The following is a 16,398-nucleotide window of genomic DNA, read 5'->3' on the forward strand; positions in this document are numbered from 1 at the left end:
TATTGTTTGGGCTCGCTAGAACTTCAACGTCCAATCAAGAACTCTTAGCCCCTCTGATCGTGCAGCGTTATACACGGGAGCGAATCGCACGTTGGCTTTGCAGGCTAGACGCCCTAGAATCGAGGCGATCGCAGGACAAGCGAAAATGCAGTATGTTTGCGACGCGCCGAAGGGTAAGACTTGGTTCCGTATTGAGACGGAAGGTGAAGCGGCGCATGAGTCGCGCCTGATGAACCACACAGTCGAGAAATATTTTCGCAACGAGCGGGAGAAGGCAGTCCAGTCCTGGCGTCCCAAGCGGCCCAACGCGATCGAGCGCGACATCGGCCTCGAGGCCCATATACAGCGAGAGATGCCGCTTTTCCTCACGCTGCGCGACAGGGAGGGCAATGCACTAACTACAGCGATGCTGCCACCGGGTGGCAAGGATCGCGGCGGGTTCCCAATCATCATCGTTGCCGCATCCAATGCCGATCCTTATCCTCAGCAGGACGCGGCCATCGCTGCGCTGGGAGCGCATTTCGGTCTCACACTCGATCGCAACCGCTGCTTCCCCTACGGCCGCTAAGGAGCCTGACAAGTATCGCCGCTTGATTGGAGCGATGTCGGCTCATGGCCTGTTGGTTTAGGCGGCTCCTCGGGGTAGAGCAGAAATGCCAATTCGGAGCCTCTACGGCGCATTTTGACCCTGAGCTGACTTGCTCAGGTGCGTTCCTGGAGCGAGTGGAATTCGCACTGTCTGAGATTACTTACGCAGCAGCGCGAACTCGCGAGCGCGTCAAGGCGGAGAACTGCGTTTCATTTCTCTTTCTCTTCCAATTGCTCCCGCTCTAGCTCTCCGATCAGCTTCCCAATCCGCTGCGTGGTCGCGGGATCGTTCGCGCCTCGTAACGCCGGCTTCCGAAGATGTTGATGGACTTATGAGTCGCGTTGGATCTCGGGTTTGTCGTACAAGACGGCGTTCAGCAGCGAGCTATTGACCTCGATCTTTCCATTGTAGTTGATCAAGCCGAGCTTGCGAAACTTATTCATAAAGAAACTGACGCGAGATCGGGTCGTTCCGATCATCTCGGCCAATGTTTCCTGGCTGATGTTAGGGCTGATTAGTTGAGGGCTCCCCTCCTTCCCGAAATTCGCCAGTAAAAGAAGCAGCCGCGCCAGCCGTTTTTCACTGGAGTTGAAGAGCTGGTCGATCAAATCCTCTTCGATCCGACTGTTTCGAGTTAGCAGGTAGCTCATGAACAATTCGGAGAACTTAGGCTGGTCGCGTAGCGCTGCCAGCATGGCGCTTTTCGTGATCGCCGTGATCAGGCAAGGCTCGATCGCCGTCGTTGTCGCAATCCGCAGCGAATGACCGTTCATGCAGCCTTCGCCAAAGAACTGGCCGGGCTCCAAAATACCAACAACAGCTTCCTTGCCTTGCTCAGATATGACGACAACCTTCACCTGCCCCTTCTGGATGTAGAAGATCGTATTCGCCTCGTCACCCTGGAAGAAAATGACGTCACCTTTGCCGAACTCAAGGATGGTCTTTCCCTCGCCCACGTTGGCGAGAAAGTCCCTCGGGTCAAACGGTGTATTGGTCCTACCGGCCATGCCGATTTTAGTCCTCATCCACGTCCACTTTGGCCTGCCGCCTGAAGGCGTGCCAATAAACCAGCCGGACGGAAAGGCCCTTCGCCACGTTCATTCGGAGCGCCATTCGCGCCTCGGCGAAGCGAGCGTTGGGACTAGGCCGATCTCCGCCATCGGCAACTAAATCACGGCTTTGAACTTACCAGTCGTTTTGCATTCCGAACACTCGAAGATGCGGACTTCCTGACCAGGCTGATCGGGCTCAATGCAAACGAGCCGCATAGGCTTGCCGCACCTCAAACACGGATGAATTCCGAAATCGGCGCTATTGTAGAGTGGGTTTGGCTGGATAGATGACATCTGCGTTCCCCGAGTTAGGCGGGAGCATTACCGATCTCGCCATCGCCGATAACTGTCGGTCGGAGCGGCGATGGAACCAGTCTGGCTCAACTTATGCCGGCGCGCTTGGTCAATATTGACCAAAACCCCGAATTTGGTTCGAGAGGTGTCTTTCTGGCCGACAACTGTACGTCAGCGGGGAGATCCAGGAGGATCCGTCCGGGCTCTGGGTTATCGGGTCGGAGATGCACAAGCTCACCAGGGCAGTGAGACGCACGGTATGGCAGGTGCAAACCTAGAACGGTGAGGCTGACTTAAGGTGAGCAATTTTGCTCAGACTCCACGATAGGACTATGCAATTCGTGCCGCACCGGGGTTTTGCAACTCCACCCGGGGCTGGGAAGCCGCTGCCCGCGACACAGATTAAGCGAGCGGCGTTTTTTCCATGAGGTAAGGCCGCCTCAGTTGGCGGCTCTTTCTTCAGTCATATGCTGACTACCAGCCGGCCCACCCGGTCTTAAATTTGCGGCTTTCCTCAGCGTTGGTCGAACCCTTAACAAGTTCGCCTGACGCGGTTGCTCTTGCGCGATGCTGCTGAGATTTGAACATATGCTGCAGAGCTCTTTCGTTGGAAATCTCCGCGCGCTCCGGCCAATCTCGATGGTTGACCGGGGTACACTTGGATATGGGGATCGAAGGGCTGAATAACGACCCCCAGGCATAAATATCCCGAGAAAGTGCGCATCTGTTGTCGTGCGTCCGATCGTTCCCGCTTGGCAAAAGAGCCGACGGGCGGAGCGCAACCATCTTCGACCGCACCCTAGTTGCGGGCGATGGGTCGTACCGCGTTATTGTGTCCCGCAAAACTCGATGGTTGGCATGGGGGAACTGAAAGAGTTGTGTGCCTCCTAAGGTAAAGAGCATGTGCGAAAATTCATCGCGCTGAACAAGAAGATTGCGCACTATCGCCGAATTGCGGCGTTTCCGTTGAACGCCTTTAGGCCGTTGCAGTCGAGGTCAAAAACCTTGAACAGGAATTTTTCTCGGCGCTCGCTCGCTGCTTTCTTTCGGCTCAGTCGCGTCGCTCTCGTCACTCCGTTGCGCGACGGATTGAACTGGCTGCCAAGGAGTATGTCGCCGCACGGGACCCCGATGACCCGGCGTGCTCGGCGCGGCCTACGAGCTCAACACGCCGTGACCCTCACTCCGTATGGCCCCGACGCAGTCGCCGAAGCATTGCAGACAGCACTGGGAATGCCACTAGGAGGACGACTTGAGCGTTGGGCGGCCACGATGGCGGCACTGCGCTTGATAACATCACTGCGTGGCGAGAGTTTTGTCGAGGCGTCAGCTGCTAGCTGGCGGTCCTTTAGAACGTGGCTTCAGTGCAGCAGGTCTCGATATTGTCGTTCTTCAACAAGTTGCCCCCGTCCTTCGGCAAGGTGCTATTTCGAAATCATCTCTGGGGCGGAAATGATCCACGCGCGACGGGATTACTTGCAGCCGCTTCATTGTCGCGCCGAACCAGATAGACCAGGTCGCCCGCAGCATTCTCCGCTTTCGCGTCAACGTAATGCGCCTCTTCTGCTGGCTTGGCGCGGCGCACCCCGATCGGCGACTTCCCATCCCAAAGCGGTCTGTGTCCAATCATCATTCGCTTCAAATCCTCCTGTAGCCAGTCCTCCTTGCCTAATTCTCTGGCCTGACGACTCGTCGCGGCTCTGAACGCCAGAATCGGCTGACCGTGGATCTCCAGAACGAAGACGGTCGGATGTGACCCCTCAGTTTTAGCTGGCATAATCATCCGAATCACTCCTTTCACGGCCAGTCGAACCTCCTGGCGAGATTCAGGCCTGTTGTCAGTCGGCGCTCGCGCCCGATACGTTCCACGTCCCAAGCGGGGCACATCGCCTGCTTGTCCGCGCCCGACATGGCTGGCAAAAGCCGGCGCCCTTTGCTTGCTTTGCAATGTTGGACTTCGTGATAAGAGACAGGCCGCGGCTGATTCCGCGTAGGACTAGCAGGAGCGACCGAGCAAATCGGGGCATCATCCGGCGCAATTGAACAAGTTGCGAGATGCCGTAGCTAATTTGATTGTCTGGTCGCTTGGGCTGAAGTGACTGCATGACATCAACTATGACGGGCGGAGCGCCAACTCTCATTTACCGGCAGCTTCAGAATCCAGGATGGAACCTATGTTGAAGCTCCGCTGGTCATTATTGCTCATTCGCAAGTAGCAATTGTCCAAAACTCATCTACGCCAGCTGTGAGTCCAAGGCTTGTGTAACATGCCGCCCAGGTTCTGATTGCAGTTACTCCGCTGCTGGCAGACTAAGGCATTGTAGTGTGGTCTGTCGTGCAATCAGTCGATAGACGGTATGCGCGCGTCTGGCGGCAAGAACGGCTTGTTGTCCAACCAAAGCGCACCACGATTATGGCAATCGGCCTCGGTGCTAGGCATCCGAGGCCGCTAAGCCTTCCGCCGGGCATTGGGGCAGAATGTCGACCGGTCAGTGGGCTTGGCTCTCAGAGATAATCTCCGACCGCTGAGGACTAAGGCTTCCCACGATCAATCGTTCCAGCAATTTGAGAATAAGCGAGCCTCGAGTGACATTCGACGATGCATCACCTGACCCTCGGTCGAGACTTATGAAATGAATAAGGCGCGGCTCCGCAACAATTCCGATCCTCCCGATCATGAGAGCCCGCTCCGCTAAAGCTTTGGAATGCATCGGGAGCATGCGCTCCGGCACGCGCACAAATGACGATGGCCCTTGGGACACAGTGTCAGCGGGAGGCGAATTACTCGCGGTAGTCCCAAACACCAGAAGAACCGAAGGCCGAGTGCTCTAAATCGGGGAAGGGAAATAATTAGCAGAAATCGGCTGGAGCGCTTGGGCTCTGCAACGACATCTCAAGCTGCGGACCTACTACGGACCGGAAGTAGCTGACTTATTGCTGATGCTGGCTCACGGAGACTCGAGAGTCATGAAACGGCGCTCCTCGAAAACTCGTGCCGCCGGGAAAAAAATCTATGAATGGGAGACATTCGCCGTTGCCTGTTCGCAATTCGATTTCAGGATCTCGACCTGCTGCTTTGCGCCGGCAAGCGAAGCCTGCAACTGCGTGACCTTGTACTGAAACGGCGCCGGGTCGATTTGAAACAGCACGTCGTTGGCCTTTACCGGCACGTTCGGCTTGACCGGGATCGCCACAATTGTCCTGTCACATTCGATAATTAAAAAGAGCGAGAAATGTCGCGAGGATAGGTCCGCCTTTTTACAGCGAGATAGACCCAGACAACCAGCCCCCATCGCACCAGTTTGAATTTCGAGAACACAAGCGACAGCGGAACGACCATATAGGCACAGAATAATGATCATGGCTGGCCCTCACTATTAGGTTGTGCTATCGTGATGCCGTGGAGGTAGCCGAAGCCGCACTTCGAAGTGCCCTTCAGCGACAAGCTTTATCGCCCCAGCAATCCTGTTTCGATTATGCAGACGCCATGCGGCGTTCAATGCAGTCGACGCCGCACGTTCATTTGCACGCTCCCTCGCTCACCCAAGCGAGAGCGCTTCAAGTGGTTCCGTCGTTTTTTGTACAAGGAATGACGTATGCGTATCACAGCACTGAATCAGATTTCGGAACGCTCGGCGTGACCGCGACGTTGTGCGGGACCGAAATAGCGCCTGCGCAGCACACGGCAGCCCTGCCATCCATGAAAAACAATCGGCACGCCCGCGGCACCCGCCGAGCGCGCGACGCCGAATTCCGAACGAACCGAAGATGGAGACCGTATTGCATCACTGAAGAGGAGGATCCGATATGCTTAGAGGAATTCTGCCCCTGACATTGTCTCTCTGCCTCGGCGCGGCAGCCGCGCCCGTGGCGCTGGCCCAGGCGGCCATCACCGAACAGGAGGCGCACGCCATCGCGGTCGACGCCTACGTCTACTTCTACCCGCTGCTGTCGATGGACGTATCCCGCAAGCAGTTCACCAACGGCACCACCGATTTCAAGGGGCCGATGAACACGTTCATGAATGTGGCCGAATACCCGCCGGCGGATTTCAAAGGCGTGGTGCGCTCCAACTTCGATACGCTGTATTCCGCGTCGTGGCTGGATATGACCAAGGAGCCCGTTGTCATCTCGGCGCCGGATACCGATGGACGCTATTATCTGCTGCCGATGCTCGACATGTGGACCGATGTTTTTGCGTCGCCAGGCTGGCGCACGACGGGCACCAAGGCCGGGACGTTTCTGGTGACGCCCCCAGGGTGGCGGCCGGATCTGCGCGACAGATTCGCCGAGGAGTTCAAGCTTCCGAAAGACACCCAGCGCATCAACGCGCCAACACCCTACGTCTGGCTGATCGGCCGGACCAAGACCGACGGCCCGCCGGATTATCCTGCGGTTCACAAGATCCAGGCCGGCTACAAGGTTACTCTGCTTTCCGAGTATGGCAAACCGCCCAAGCCGCTTGATTTTAAGCCCGACCCAAGCGTCGATATGAAGACACCGCCAAAAACCCAGGTCGATACGATGTCGGCGGGCGTCTATTTCGCCAATGCCGCCGAGTTGCTCAAGCTGCATCCGCCTCATATCACCGACGAGCCGATCCTCGCGCAGATGAAGAAAATCGGCATCGAGGTTGGCAAGAGCTTTGACATCGGCAAGCTCGATCCCACCGTGCAGCGAGCGGTTGAAGCCGCACCGAAGGATGCGCAAAAGCTGATGGCCTGGAAGCTGCCGACGCTGGCGCGGGTTGCCAACGGCTGGTCGATGAATACCGACACCGTGGGCGTCTATGGCAACTATTACCTGAAGCGGGCCATTCTCTCGCAGCAGGGGCTGGGCGCGAACGTGGTCGAGGACGCCATTTATCCGCTCAATCTTGCCGATGAATCCGGCAAGCCGCTCGATGGCGCAAACAAATACACCATCACCTTCGAAAAGGGCGCCACCCCTCCGGTCAATGCGTTCTGGTCGATCACGCTCTACGATCAGGACGGATTCCAGGTCGGCAACACGCTGAACCGTTTCGCGGTCTCCAGCTGGATGCCGTTCAAGTACAATGCCGATGGTTCGCTCGACCTCTATTTCCAGAACGGAAGCCCCGGCAAGGAACTCGAAGCCAATTGGCTTCCCGCGCCAAAGGCGCCGTTCAATCTGACGATGCGCCTCTATGCGCCGAAGTCGGAAGCGCTGACCGGCAGATGGAATCCGCCGCCGGTCGTGAAGTCGCAGACGACGGTGGGGATCTCCCCTCAGTGAAATAAGCGGCACGCCGGCGCTTCGGCACCGGCGACCGACCGCGCGAAACACCACATCGCTGAAGAGGAGCCAGCGCTATGCTGACGAAACGCCATCTTCGTTCCGCACGCCCTTGGAGAGCGAAGTGCATTTCGATATGAACCGCCGCACAGTACTGTCTGCGCCTGCGGCGTTCACGGCGTTTCCCGTCGTATCAGCGCTGCCGCAAACTCCCGCGGCCGACCCGCTGCCGTCGTGGATTGATACGGCGACCAAAAATTCTATCGTCAGCTTCGTCGAGCGCGTGACGAAGCAAGGCTCGCCCGACCTCGTGCCGCCTGCCGAGCGGATTGCCACCTTCGACAATGACGGCACCCTGTGGGCGGAGCAGCCGATCTATTTCCAGGCGGCCTTCGCGTTCGACCGCGTGAAGGCGCTCGCCCCGCTGCATCCGGAGTGGAAGGACAAGGAGCCGTTTGCCTCGCTGCTCGAGGGTGACATCAAAGGCGCGCTCGCCGGCGGCGAGGCTGCTATTTTCGAAATCGTTACCGCCACGCATTCGGGAATGACGACGGTTGAGTTCGAGCAGATCGTGCGCGACTGGATAACCACCGCGAAGCATCCCGTCACAGGACGGCTCTACACCGAAATGGTCTATCAGCCGATGCTGGAACTACTCGCCTATCTGCGCGGCAACGGTTTCAAGACGTTCATCGTCTCCGGCGGCGGCATCGACTTCATGCGCGTCTTTGCCGAGCGGGTCTATGGCGTCCCGCCCGAGCAGGTGGTGGGCAGCAGCGGCAAGCTGAACTTCGAGCTGCGCGACGGTAAACCCGTTCTCACGAAACTGCCCGAACTCGATTTCATCGACGACAAGGCCGGCAAGCCCGTCGGCATCCAGATGCACATCGGCCGCCACCCGATCGCGGCTTTCGGCAACTCCGACGGTGACCTGCAAATGCTCGAATGGGCCAAGGGGGGCGGCGGTGTTCGCTTCGCCCTTATCGTGCACCACACCGACGCCGAACGGGAATGGGCGTACGATCGCCATTCTTCCATTGGCCGCCTCGACAAGGCGCTCGATGCGGCCCAGGCGATGGGCTGGACCGTTGTCGACATGAAGAACGACTGGAAGAAGATATTTCCGTTTGGAAGCAAATGAACATCAAGTGGACGCGGGTCTTTTCGCAATGGCCGATGGAGTGAATAGCAGGCGCCCGTCTGACGACTTTAGCGCAACAGCCGCGAAGGATTTGCAATTTGGACCGTTTCGCAGAGCGATGGCTTACGACGAGACATATAATCTATGGCAATCTCGGGTTGATCACTGTGGTCCTCCAGCCATTGGGAGCAGGCAGATGCCCCGCCAACCTTGCCAAGCGAAATTCCGACCGTCAGCGCACGTGCCGCGGCATCGGCGCGGCTCTGCTGATGTTGGGATCGATGTCCGGGGCCGCTTACGCCGACGAAAGCGGCGTTTCCTACTGGCTTCCCGGACGTTTCGGTAGCCTTGCGGCGACACCTCAGGTGCCGGGCTGGTCGATGGCGGCGGTATATTATCACACCTCAGTCGAAGCATCGGGCGCCGTCGCCGCAGCAAGACAGATCCAGATCGGCAGATTCCCGTCAACCGTGAACGTCAATTTCAATGCCAGCCTGAACGCGCAGGCCGATCTGATACTGCTCAATCCCACCTACACTTTCGGCACGCCGGTGCTTGGCGGTCAATTGGCCATCGGCGTCACCGGCCTGTTCGGCCGGGCAGGCACCAGCATTGACGGAACGCTCACCAGCGTACTCGGTCCGATCGTGACCACCCGCACGGGAAGCATCTCGGATTCACTCACTTCCGTCGGCGACCTCTATCCGCAGGCCACGCTGAAGTGGAATGCCGGCGTGCACAACTTCATGACCTATTTGACCGGAGACATTCCGGTGGGCGCCTACGATCCCGCGCGCCTCAGCAACCTCGGCATCGGCCACGCCGCGATCGACGCCGGCGGCGGCTACACCTACTTCAACCCGGCCGCGGGACACGAATTCTCCGCCGTCGCGGGCTTCACCTACAACTTCAAGAATCCCGACACGCAATACCAGAACGGGATCGACTTCCATGTCGATTGGGGTATCTCGAAGTTCCTCTCCAAGCAGTTTTTCGTCGGCTTGGTCGGCTACGGATATCAGCAGATCACTGACGACTTCGGCCAGCATTCGCGGCTCGGCGGTTTCCGGTCCCGCGTCTTCGGCATCGGCCCGCAGTTCGGATATGTCTTTCCGATCGGCGACATGCAGGGATATCTCAATCTGAAAGGCTATGGCGAATTTGCCGCCGAGAACCGGCCGTCGGGATGGAATATCTGGCTGACCTTCGCGATCTCGCCGATGGCTCCCACCAGCACGCTGACACCGGCGCACCGGGTGGTGACGAAGTAAGGCATCATCGCGCGCAGAAAGCGGCAACCGATGCTACCCGATACGCCGACTGTCAGTCAGCTATCCCATGTTATCTCGCAGGCTGCGGCGCCCGCGTTTCTTCTGGGCGCGCTGGCAGCCTTCATTGCGGTCCTGATCTCCCGTCAAGATCGAATCGTTGACAGAACGATTGTCCTGAACGGGATACCTGACGACGATGTGAGATGCCCGCTGAGGGCTGATCTGCCACGTTTGATGCGACGTGCGGCCATGCTGAACCGGGCTATCTTCTGGGCCGTGATCGGCAGTATTTCGGTAACAGTTCTTGTCGTCGTCGCGTTTGCAAGCGCGCTTCTTCAGATTCAGCATGAGCGCGGGGTAGCCATCCTGTTCATGGTTGCCCTTGGTGCGTTCACTGCACCGCTTGTTGATTTTGCCCGCGAGGTGCGAATCGCACTGAGCGAGTTCGATCATTACGCCTGACGCAGTGACGCTTTTCGCCACACCCCTCAGCCGGAAGGAGCCAGCGCCAATCGCCCGAGTGAAAACCAGCCCAGAGCAGCTAACGGGCCCACTGACCGAGCTGGAGGCATGTCTGCAAACTGACGTAACTTGGCGTGCCGCCGATGCTCTCTTGGGAGGTGCAACTTGCCCGGCTTGGCGCGGGGAATTTCGACCACTCGCTTGCGAGCTGCCGCTTCGCTTTCTGTTCATCGTTCACGCAGCTCTTTATCGACTGATCAACGGAGAGGCCGGCGGTGGCGGCGACGTCAAGCTTGCAACTCCGGGCAATGTCGAATTTCGGCACTCCGTCTGCCACCGGCGCAACCAACTGCGTCCCCAACACGATCATCGAAACTGTGATAGGCATTTTCGGCCTCCCGATCGGCCCGACGCCGGCCCGCACGGCTCAGGTTTCTCACTCAATTTCTAATTGAGCTTTGTGGGTTCGTCCATATGGCGCCGAGAAATCCCAAACCGGGCAGCCATGGCTGCCCTAAGCAGTACTCTCTTCGGACATTTCCAGCGGACTTATTCCAGTGCGCCGCGCTGTACTATCGACGCGACACCGGCATAAAAATCCAAGTCTCAATTTCATAACCAAGCGCAATGACACGATAAGCTTGGCCGAGGTCCGCTTGGGGTCACAAAGAGCCGACATCGAAACCGGGGCGACGCACCGGAGGGCTGCTCGCCAGCATCTGAAGCGATTCGGATATCAGTTGTTATGGAATAGGCCGGCCAGCGGCCGACGTCCGGTTTGATCGGCTTAGCGGACTTGCAAACATTCACAGGGTACGTCAGCAATGGGCCGATTTTGTTGAAAAACGCGGCAGTTGCGACTCAAGGATAGCAGTGATTCAGTCTGTCTAATTGGCAGGACTGAAGATCATGATGGGGCATCAGCAAGTCGAGCAGGCTGCGTTGTTCTATGAGTTCTCGCTCGAGAAGCATATTCCCTCCGACCATCTTTTGAGATCGGTCGACAGGTTCGTCGACCTGCAAGAGATCAGGCGGGAGCTGGCACCTTTCTACAGTAGCATCGGCCGACCTTCGATCGATCCCGAGCTGATGATCCGGATGCTCCTGATCGGCTACTGCTTCGGCATCCGGTCGGAGCGGCGCCTGTGCGATGAGGTTCACCTCAATTTGGCCTACCGGTGGTTCTGCCGGCTCGGTCTGGATGGGGCGGTGCCGGATCATTCGACCTTCTCCAAGAACAGGCATGGCCGCTTCCGGCAGAGCGACCTCTTCCGTCGCGTGTTCGAGAGCGTGCTGCGCCGCTGCATCGAGGAACGACTGGTCGGCGGTGAGGGATTTGCGGTTGATGCGAGCCTAATCAAGGCCGATGCCAATCGGCAGAAGGGCATCGAAGGCGATAAGGGACTTCCGCCGGAGGCTGCCGGCCGAGCAATCGATGAGTATCTGGCTGTCCTCGATGATGCCGCGTTCGGAGCGGCGACCGAGGTTACCCCGAAGTTCGTATCGCCCTCCGACCCGGCGGCGCGCTGGACGGGGGCGCACGGTGGCCAAGCGTTTTTCGCTTATTCGACGAACTACCTGGTCGACGTCGAGAACGCGATCATCGTCGATGTTGAGGCAACGACGGCGATCCGGCAGGCGGAGGTATTGGCCGCCAAGCGCATGATTGAACGATCGCTGGAGCGGTTTGATCTCTATCCGAGCCGGCTACTCGGTGACAGCGGCTATGGCTCGGCCGAGATGCTCGCTTGGCTGGTCTATGAGCACGGCATCGAACCGCACGTTACAGTCTTCGATAAGTCCGCCCGCACAGACGGTATCTTCTCGCGCGACGACTTCACCTATGACCATGCTGGCGACATCTATCGTTGCCCTGGTGGCAAAGTTCTTACCACCACCGGAACGTTGGTGAATGATGGTGCCACCATGCTTTACCTCGCCAGCAAGCGCGATTGTGATCGATGCGCATTGAAGGCTCGGTGTTGCCCCAAGCAGGCATCACGGAGGGTGCCGCGCTCCATCTACGAAGGCGCTCGCGACATGGCGCGCCAGATCGCCAAATCGTGGGAGGGAGGCACCTCGCGCCGGCTTCGCAAGAAAATCGAGATGTTGTTCGCCCACCTCAAGCGCATCCTCAAGCTCGACCGTTTGCGTTTACGAGGCCCGAACGGCGCGCGCGATGAGTTCATCCTCGCGGCCACCGCCCAGAACCTTCGAAAGATGGCCAAGCTCATCCCGATGCCCATCGCGAGGCTCGCATAGGGTCGATGGAGCAGTTCGGTCACGTCGCGACGGAGCTATTACAACAAAATACTGCCGGCCTTTTTCAACGGAATCGGCCAATAGCGGACCAATCGTTCTTTCCCTTCAGGGTCGCTAGTTCGGCCGCGCTTTGGACTCGTTGTCGTCTGGGAACGTACGTGACTGCCGCGCTCGTCCTAGTACTTCGCCAGCAGTCGATTTAACCGTTACCTCATATTGGTAGATACCGGGGTTGCAAGGGCCGAAAGTGCGAAGAGCGCCAGCCGGAAGGATGCCATTCTTTGGCAGGCGCACTTCCTGGCCGCCGTATTCGCGATCGGCTTGGGTAAGCTGCACAAGGATTGAAGCTGCTCCTTGCGGAACGTCCTTTAGCCGAATTTCTGGGTTATCGAAGAGGCTAACACAGGGCCTTGAGCCGAGAAACGAGAAGCTCATTGTCATTCCCGCAACAGCCTGCCGTGTGACCAGCTCGTGCTGGACCTGTTGTCGCACGGCCGTTTGAGCCGCTGCCGACGTGGCCCAGATCAGGACAAAACCTGTAACTGAAATTGCTCTCATTGGCTTCGATAGCACAGCCCGAGAGACGAGTCTGTTCTATTCTCGATCGGTCGCTCCGGGGGCGCCCCGTCGTCTGATCTCGTCCTCGATTCCTTCCAGCAAGTTTAGGATCGTGGGACCGTCCACGTTTTCAAGCGCGTCGCGCTTATAGCGCTCGACGATCGTCAGCTCAGCCTCCGAAAACGCTCCGGCCCCGTTTGCACTACCGTCTCAGACAAGCAGGCAGACGAGATCGACTGGTCACGGTCATCATCACCGATAGATGCCCAGGGCTTTGCGGTGACAGGGTTTTTGTAACGCCTATGCGGTACCGAATCTGAGCAAATTCGACCATCTCGCCAGAACGCGAATTGGGACAGCCTAGCACTCGTCCTTGTCGCTGTGATGAAGATTAAAACTTTTGTCGTACTTGTCGCGGGCTTCGGTACCAACGCTGTATCGGCCGGGCCACCATGAATGTGGCGGATTGTAGTTGTCGTTCTCAGCGTCTGCCTTGGCTTTCTCGTCTAGCTTCTCGGGCGTCCAAAGCGACATTGATTTATCTTTACCCCACATCTTGCTCCTCACTGACCATCCTCGACGATGACTTTGCTGCGGCCTATGGCGCCGGCAGCAATTTGAAACGAAGTGCCTATCGCCCAACAGCATGCCACCATAACGCTGAATCCATCCCGCATGATGTAGTCAAAGACAATGATGCCAACGGAGAGAAACACGGCACTCGCGGCCAAGAAAGTTCCGGCCCCGCTAGCTATCGCCGCCGCGTCGGTGCCAAAGCTCCATTCTCCCGATCTGGTGGATTCTACTGTCTGCGCAAGACGGCTAGGCAGATCGATGCCCACGTAGAAGCCAAAGCCCCCGTAAAGCATCATCAACAAGACGATCCATTCGTTTCGAAACAAATCATTGTCCATGCGCATCATTCCTACGGCCACGTACAGACCGCCCGCGGCCCCAACCATGGCAAGTCCGATTCTTTCGAGAATGTGCGCCCATTTGATCAGCACGGAGCGGCCGAACCATGCGGTAGTGGCGACGCGGGCGTACTTCGTCAACTTTCTCTCCCCAAACGACAAAGCGCTAAGAACGACTGCAATGCTCATTTTCATGATATTCTCCTTTCTTGCTTTCCAATTGCTCGCCCAACGCACGCAGGCACCACCCGAGCGCATCGTGATGCGATTTGAATATCAATGTTCAGGATGACGTGTGCCTACCGACGGCACTGGGCTGCCATTTTGTGGAAGCGGCGACTTCGGTGCATCGCCGTTTTTGGGGCAGCTCTCTCGGACAAGAAATCCGCTCGACCGAGCGAACAAGCTACGCCGTTTCTGTTCGAGCACCTAATGAATAACTCCGCATCGGGACCATTCATCGCGATACCACCGAGGTCGTATTCGAACTTCAAGACGTCAGTTTGCGCTAACCTCTCGCCGATTAGGGTGATCTTCAGGCCCGGAGGCTTGAATGGAGACCTGTTTCTTCGTGCAGTGTGGCCCAGCCGCTGCGTGATGACTGTCGGAGGTCGGCATGATGCTCGCGAGCCAACAGCATACGCCTTGGAGAGCGATCGGAATCAGTAATGGGGGCTGCCAGTTCACGACTGGGTGGTCGATGACCAGAATAAAAAAGAAAGAGATAGCTATTCGGGCACGAAGAGCGCACTGTTGCGAGTGCCGATTGTGACGCTGGTGCGGAGTTTTACTCCAGGGCGAAGAAGCGTAGAAAAAGAAAAATAGCTTCCGCGCTCTCCACTCACTGCAGAGGCCAACTGAGTTTTCAATCGGAACGCATTCGCTCGAAGAGCTGAATGGCGTCGCTTGCGCCCGCCGGCCTCGCCCGTGTGCTAGTGGCTGCGGCGGCACCTCGTGGCCAATCTACGAGAATGATCATGGTGATGACCCGATCGCGGAGCGAAATGGTAGTGTTCAAGCACCCATTCCGGATCGCAAGCGCTGAACGACTATTACCGGCCGGCTCATATGAGGTTATTACCGAAGAAGAGTCGACGGAAGGCTCGTCTTTTCCGTCTTTTCGGCCCGTCGCCACCATGATGAAGGTGCCTGCGCCGCCACCCCGTGGCGGTTCAGTCGAGATCGTGACGATCAGTTCGGTCGATCTTTCGGATGCCCGGGAGCCGATGCGATGGCGTGAAGCGCCTGTCGACCTCGGCAAGCATCGCGATAGCGCCGCGCCGAACACTGACTTTCGCCCAACGCCGGCGGAGATTGGACCCGATGCCGAGGTGTTGCTCGGTCGGCTTCTGCACCTCGAACGTGAGTTGCTCGCGACACCCGCGAAGCCAAGGACGAGCGTGCTTCCGGAGCTAAAAATGCCCGGCCGCGACCTACGAATCGATGCTTGCCGCGGCATCGCGCTCTGGTGCATCTTTCTGAACCATATTCCCAACAACATCGGAAGCTGGCTGACGTTGCGGAATTACGGCTTCAGCGATAGCGCGGAAGTGTTCATGTTCGCCTCGGGCGTGACCTGCGCGATCGCCTACGGTAAGGCGCACGAGCGGGGTGGATGGATGGGCGTGCTCGGCCGTACACTGCAACGTAGCTGGGACATTTACGCCGCTTTTCTGCTGCTCATTCTTGCTTGCGCCGTGGTGGTTTACCTCGCAGGCGGCGGCGGGCTTGCCGACGAGACCAATACGCGTATTCTCTTGGAACATCCGGGAGCGACGCTCGCGCAAGCGGCAATCCTGCAATACCGTCCTGTCAACACCGACGTCTTGCCTCTCTTCGTAGTTTTCCATCTTTTGTTCGCGCCATTGCTGTGGCTGATGCTCCGAGTGCCGAACGTGGCGCTCGGCGCCTCGCTCTTGCTTTATGCGTCGGTGCATCTTTTCGGCTGGACCGTTCCGGCGTGGCCGAACAACGTTTGGTTCTTCAATCCGCTCGCTTGGCAGTTGCTGGTTGTGCTTGGTGCGTGGTGTGTCACGGAGGGCAAGAAGTTCTGGCCGCGGTTGAGCTCACGCTTGGCGCTTGGACTTGCCGTTCTCTATCTGGCTTTCAGCCTGACTATCGCATTGGGTTGGAGCATCAGACCACCGGAGGTTCTTGTCCCACAGATCCTTACGAAGTTGCCTTACCTGGCGGGCAAATCGGACCTCGATCCTTTGCGATTGCTGCATTTTATTGCCCTTGCGATCTTGGTGGTATGGCTCGTGCCTCGCAATTGGCGAGGGCTGTCGACGCCGGCGATGCGCGGGGCGATCCGCTGCGGCGAGAACCCCTTGGCAATCTATTGCCTCGGCGTTCTGCTCGCGCTTGCCGGCCACATAGCGCTGGTCAAAATCTCAGATGACCTTGCAATGCAGATCGCACTCAGTTTCGTCGGCATCCTGGTGATGATTGCGACTGCAACCCTGCTCAGCTCGATCAGGACCAAACCCAGGCAGCGACAACCGCTCATGACATCCGATTTCATTGCAGAGGATGCACGCCGTAACGCGTCTCCGGTCAAGCTATCAAACCGCTGATGTCGCGCCAGATGGTTCACGGG

At 58.0% G+C, this 16,398-nt stretch carries 12 protein-coding genes; 7 read left to right on the top strand and 5 right to left on the bottom strand.

What is annotated here, in order from left to right; translation table 11 throughout:
- Positions 1-145 precede the first annotated feature (145 nt).
- Entirely contained in the window at positions 146-568 is a 423-nt protein-coding gene (locus ACVWYQ_RS21350) for a hypothetical protein (protein ID WP_456726344.1), read from the top strand.
- Positions 569-918: 350 nt separating this feature from the next.
- On the opposite strand, the gene ACVWYQ_RS21355 is transcribed toward ACVWYQ_RS21350, so the two are convergent.
- The 3 genes from ACVWYQ_RS21355 to ACVWYQ_RS21365 all read right to left on the bottom strand — a co-directional run bounded on the left by ACVWYQ_RS21355 (position 919) and on the right by ACVWYQ_RS21365 (position 5,297).
- A complete protein-coding gene (locus ACVWYQ_RS21355) occupies positions 919-1,596 on the bottom strand; it encodes a Crp/Fnr family transcriptional regulator (protein ID WP_456726345.1) in 678 nt (225 codons plus the stop codon).
- 1,774 nt (positions 1,597-3,370) lie between these two features.
- Positions 3,371-3,718, bottom strand: coding sequence for a hypothetical protein (locus ACVWYQ_RS21360; protein ID WP_456726346.1), 348 nt, complete (start codon positions 3,716-3,718; stop codon positions 3,371-3,373).
- Positions 3,719-4,946: 1,228 nt separating this feature from the next.
- Positions 4,947-5,297 carry a hypothetical protein gene (locus ACVWYQ_RS21365; protein WP_456726347.1) on the bottom strand — a complete coding sequence of 117 codons (351 nt, stop codon included), beginning with the start codon at positions 5,295-5,297 and terminating at the stop codon, positions 4,947-4,949.
- 445 nt (positions 5,298-5,742) lie between these two features.
- On the opposite strand from ACVWYQ_RS21365, the gene ACVWYQ_RS21370 reads away from it, so the two are divergent.
- The 4 genes from ACVWYQ_RS21370 (at position 5,743) to ACVWYQ_RS21385 (ending at position 10,065) form a co-directional block, all read left to right on the top strand.
- Positions 5,743-7,191: a DUF1254 domain-containing protein gene (locus ACVWYQ_RS21370; RefSeq protein WP_456726348.1), complete on the top strand. Its 1,449-nt coding sequence runs from the start codon at positions 5,743-5,745 to the stop codon at positions 7,189-7,191.
- Between the two features lie 136 nt (positions 7,192-7,327).
- Positions 7,328-8,332 carry an HAD family hydrolase gene (locus ACVWYQ_RS21375; RefSeq protein ID WP_456727200.1) on the top strand — a complete coding sequence of 335 codons (1,005 nt, stop codon included), beginning with the start codon at positions 7,328-7,330 and terminating at the stop codon, positions 8,330-8,332.
- A gap of 281 nt (positions 8,333-8,613) precedes the next feature.
- Entirely contained in the window at positions 8,614-9,603 is a 990-nt protein-coding gene (locus ACVWYQ_RS21380) for a SphA family protein (RefSeq protein ID WP_456726349.1), read from the top strand.
- Between the two features lie 30 nt (positions 9,604-9,633).
- Entirely contained in the window at positions 9,634-10,065 is a 432-nt protein-coding gene (locus tag ACVWYQ_RS21385; RefSeq protein WP_456726350.1) for a DUF2721 domain-containing protein, read from the top strand.
- A 79-nt stretch (positions 10,066-10,144) separates the two neighbouring features.
- Here ACVWYQ_RS21385 and ACVWYQ_RS21390 read toward each other — a convergent pair whose 3' ends face one another.
- Positions 10,145-10,453 (bottom strand): hypothetical protein, encoded by a 309-nt coding sequence (locus ACVWYQ_RS21390; RefSeq protein ID WP_456726351.1) that lies wholly within the window; start codon positions 10,451-10,453, stop codon positions 10,145-10,147.
- 521 nt (positions 10,454-10,974) lie between these two features.
- On the opposite strand from ACVWYQ_RS21390, the gene ACVWYQ_RS21395 reads away from it, so the two are divergent.
- On the top strand, positions 10,975-12,327 hold the full coding sequence (locus ACVWYQ_RS21395; RefSeq protein WP_456725395.1) for a transposase: 1,353 nt from the start codon (positions 10,975-10,977) through the stop codon (positions 12,325-12,327).
- A gap of 1,121 nt (positions 12,328-13,448) precedes the next feature.
- On the opposite strand, the gene ACVWYQ_RS21400 is transcribed toward ACVWYQ_RS21395, so the two are convergent.
- Positions 13,449-13,994: a hypothetical protein gene (locus ACVWYQ_RS21400; protein WP_456726352.1), complete on the bottom strand. Its 546-nt coding sequence runs from the start codon at positions 13,992-13,994 to the stop codon at positions 13,449-13,451.
- A gap of 782 nt (positions 13,995-14,776) precedes the next feature.
- Between ACVWYQ_RS21400 and ACVWYQ_RS21405 the strand changes: the two genes are divergently transcribed.
- Entirely contained in the window at positions 14,777-16,375 is a 1,599-nt protein-coding gene (locus ACVWYQ_RS21405) for an OpgC domain-containing protein (protein WP_456726353.1), read from the top strand.
- Positions 16,376-16,398: the final 23 nt, after the last annotated feature.

The organism is Bradyrhizobium sp. USDA 3397 (assembly GCF_054060965.1).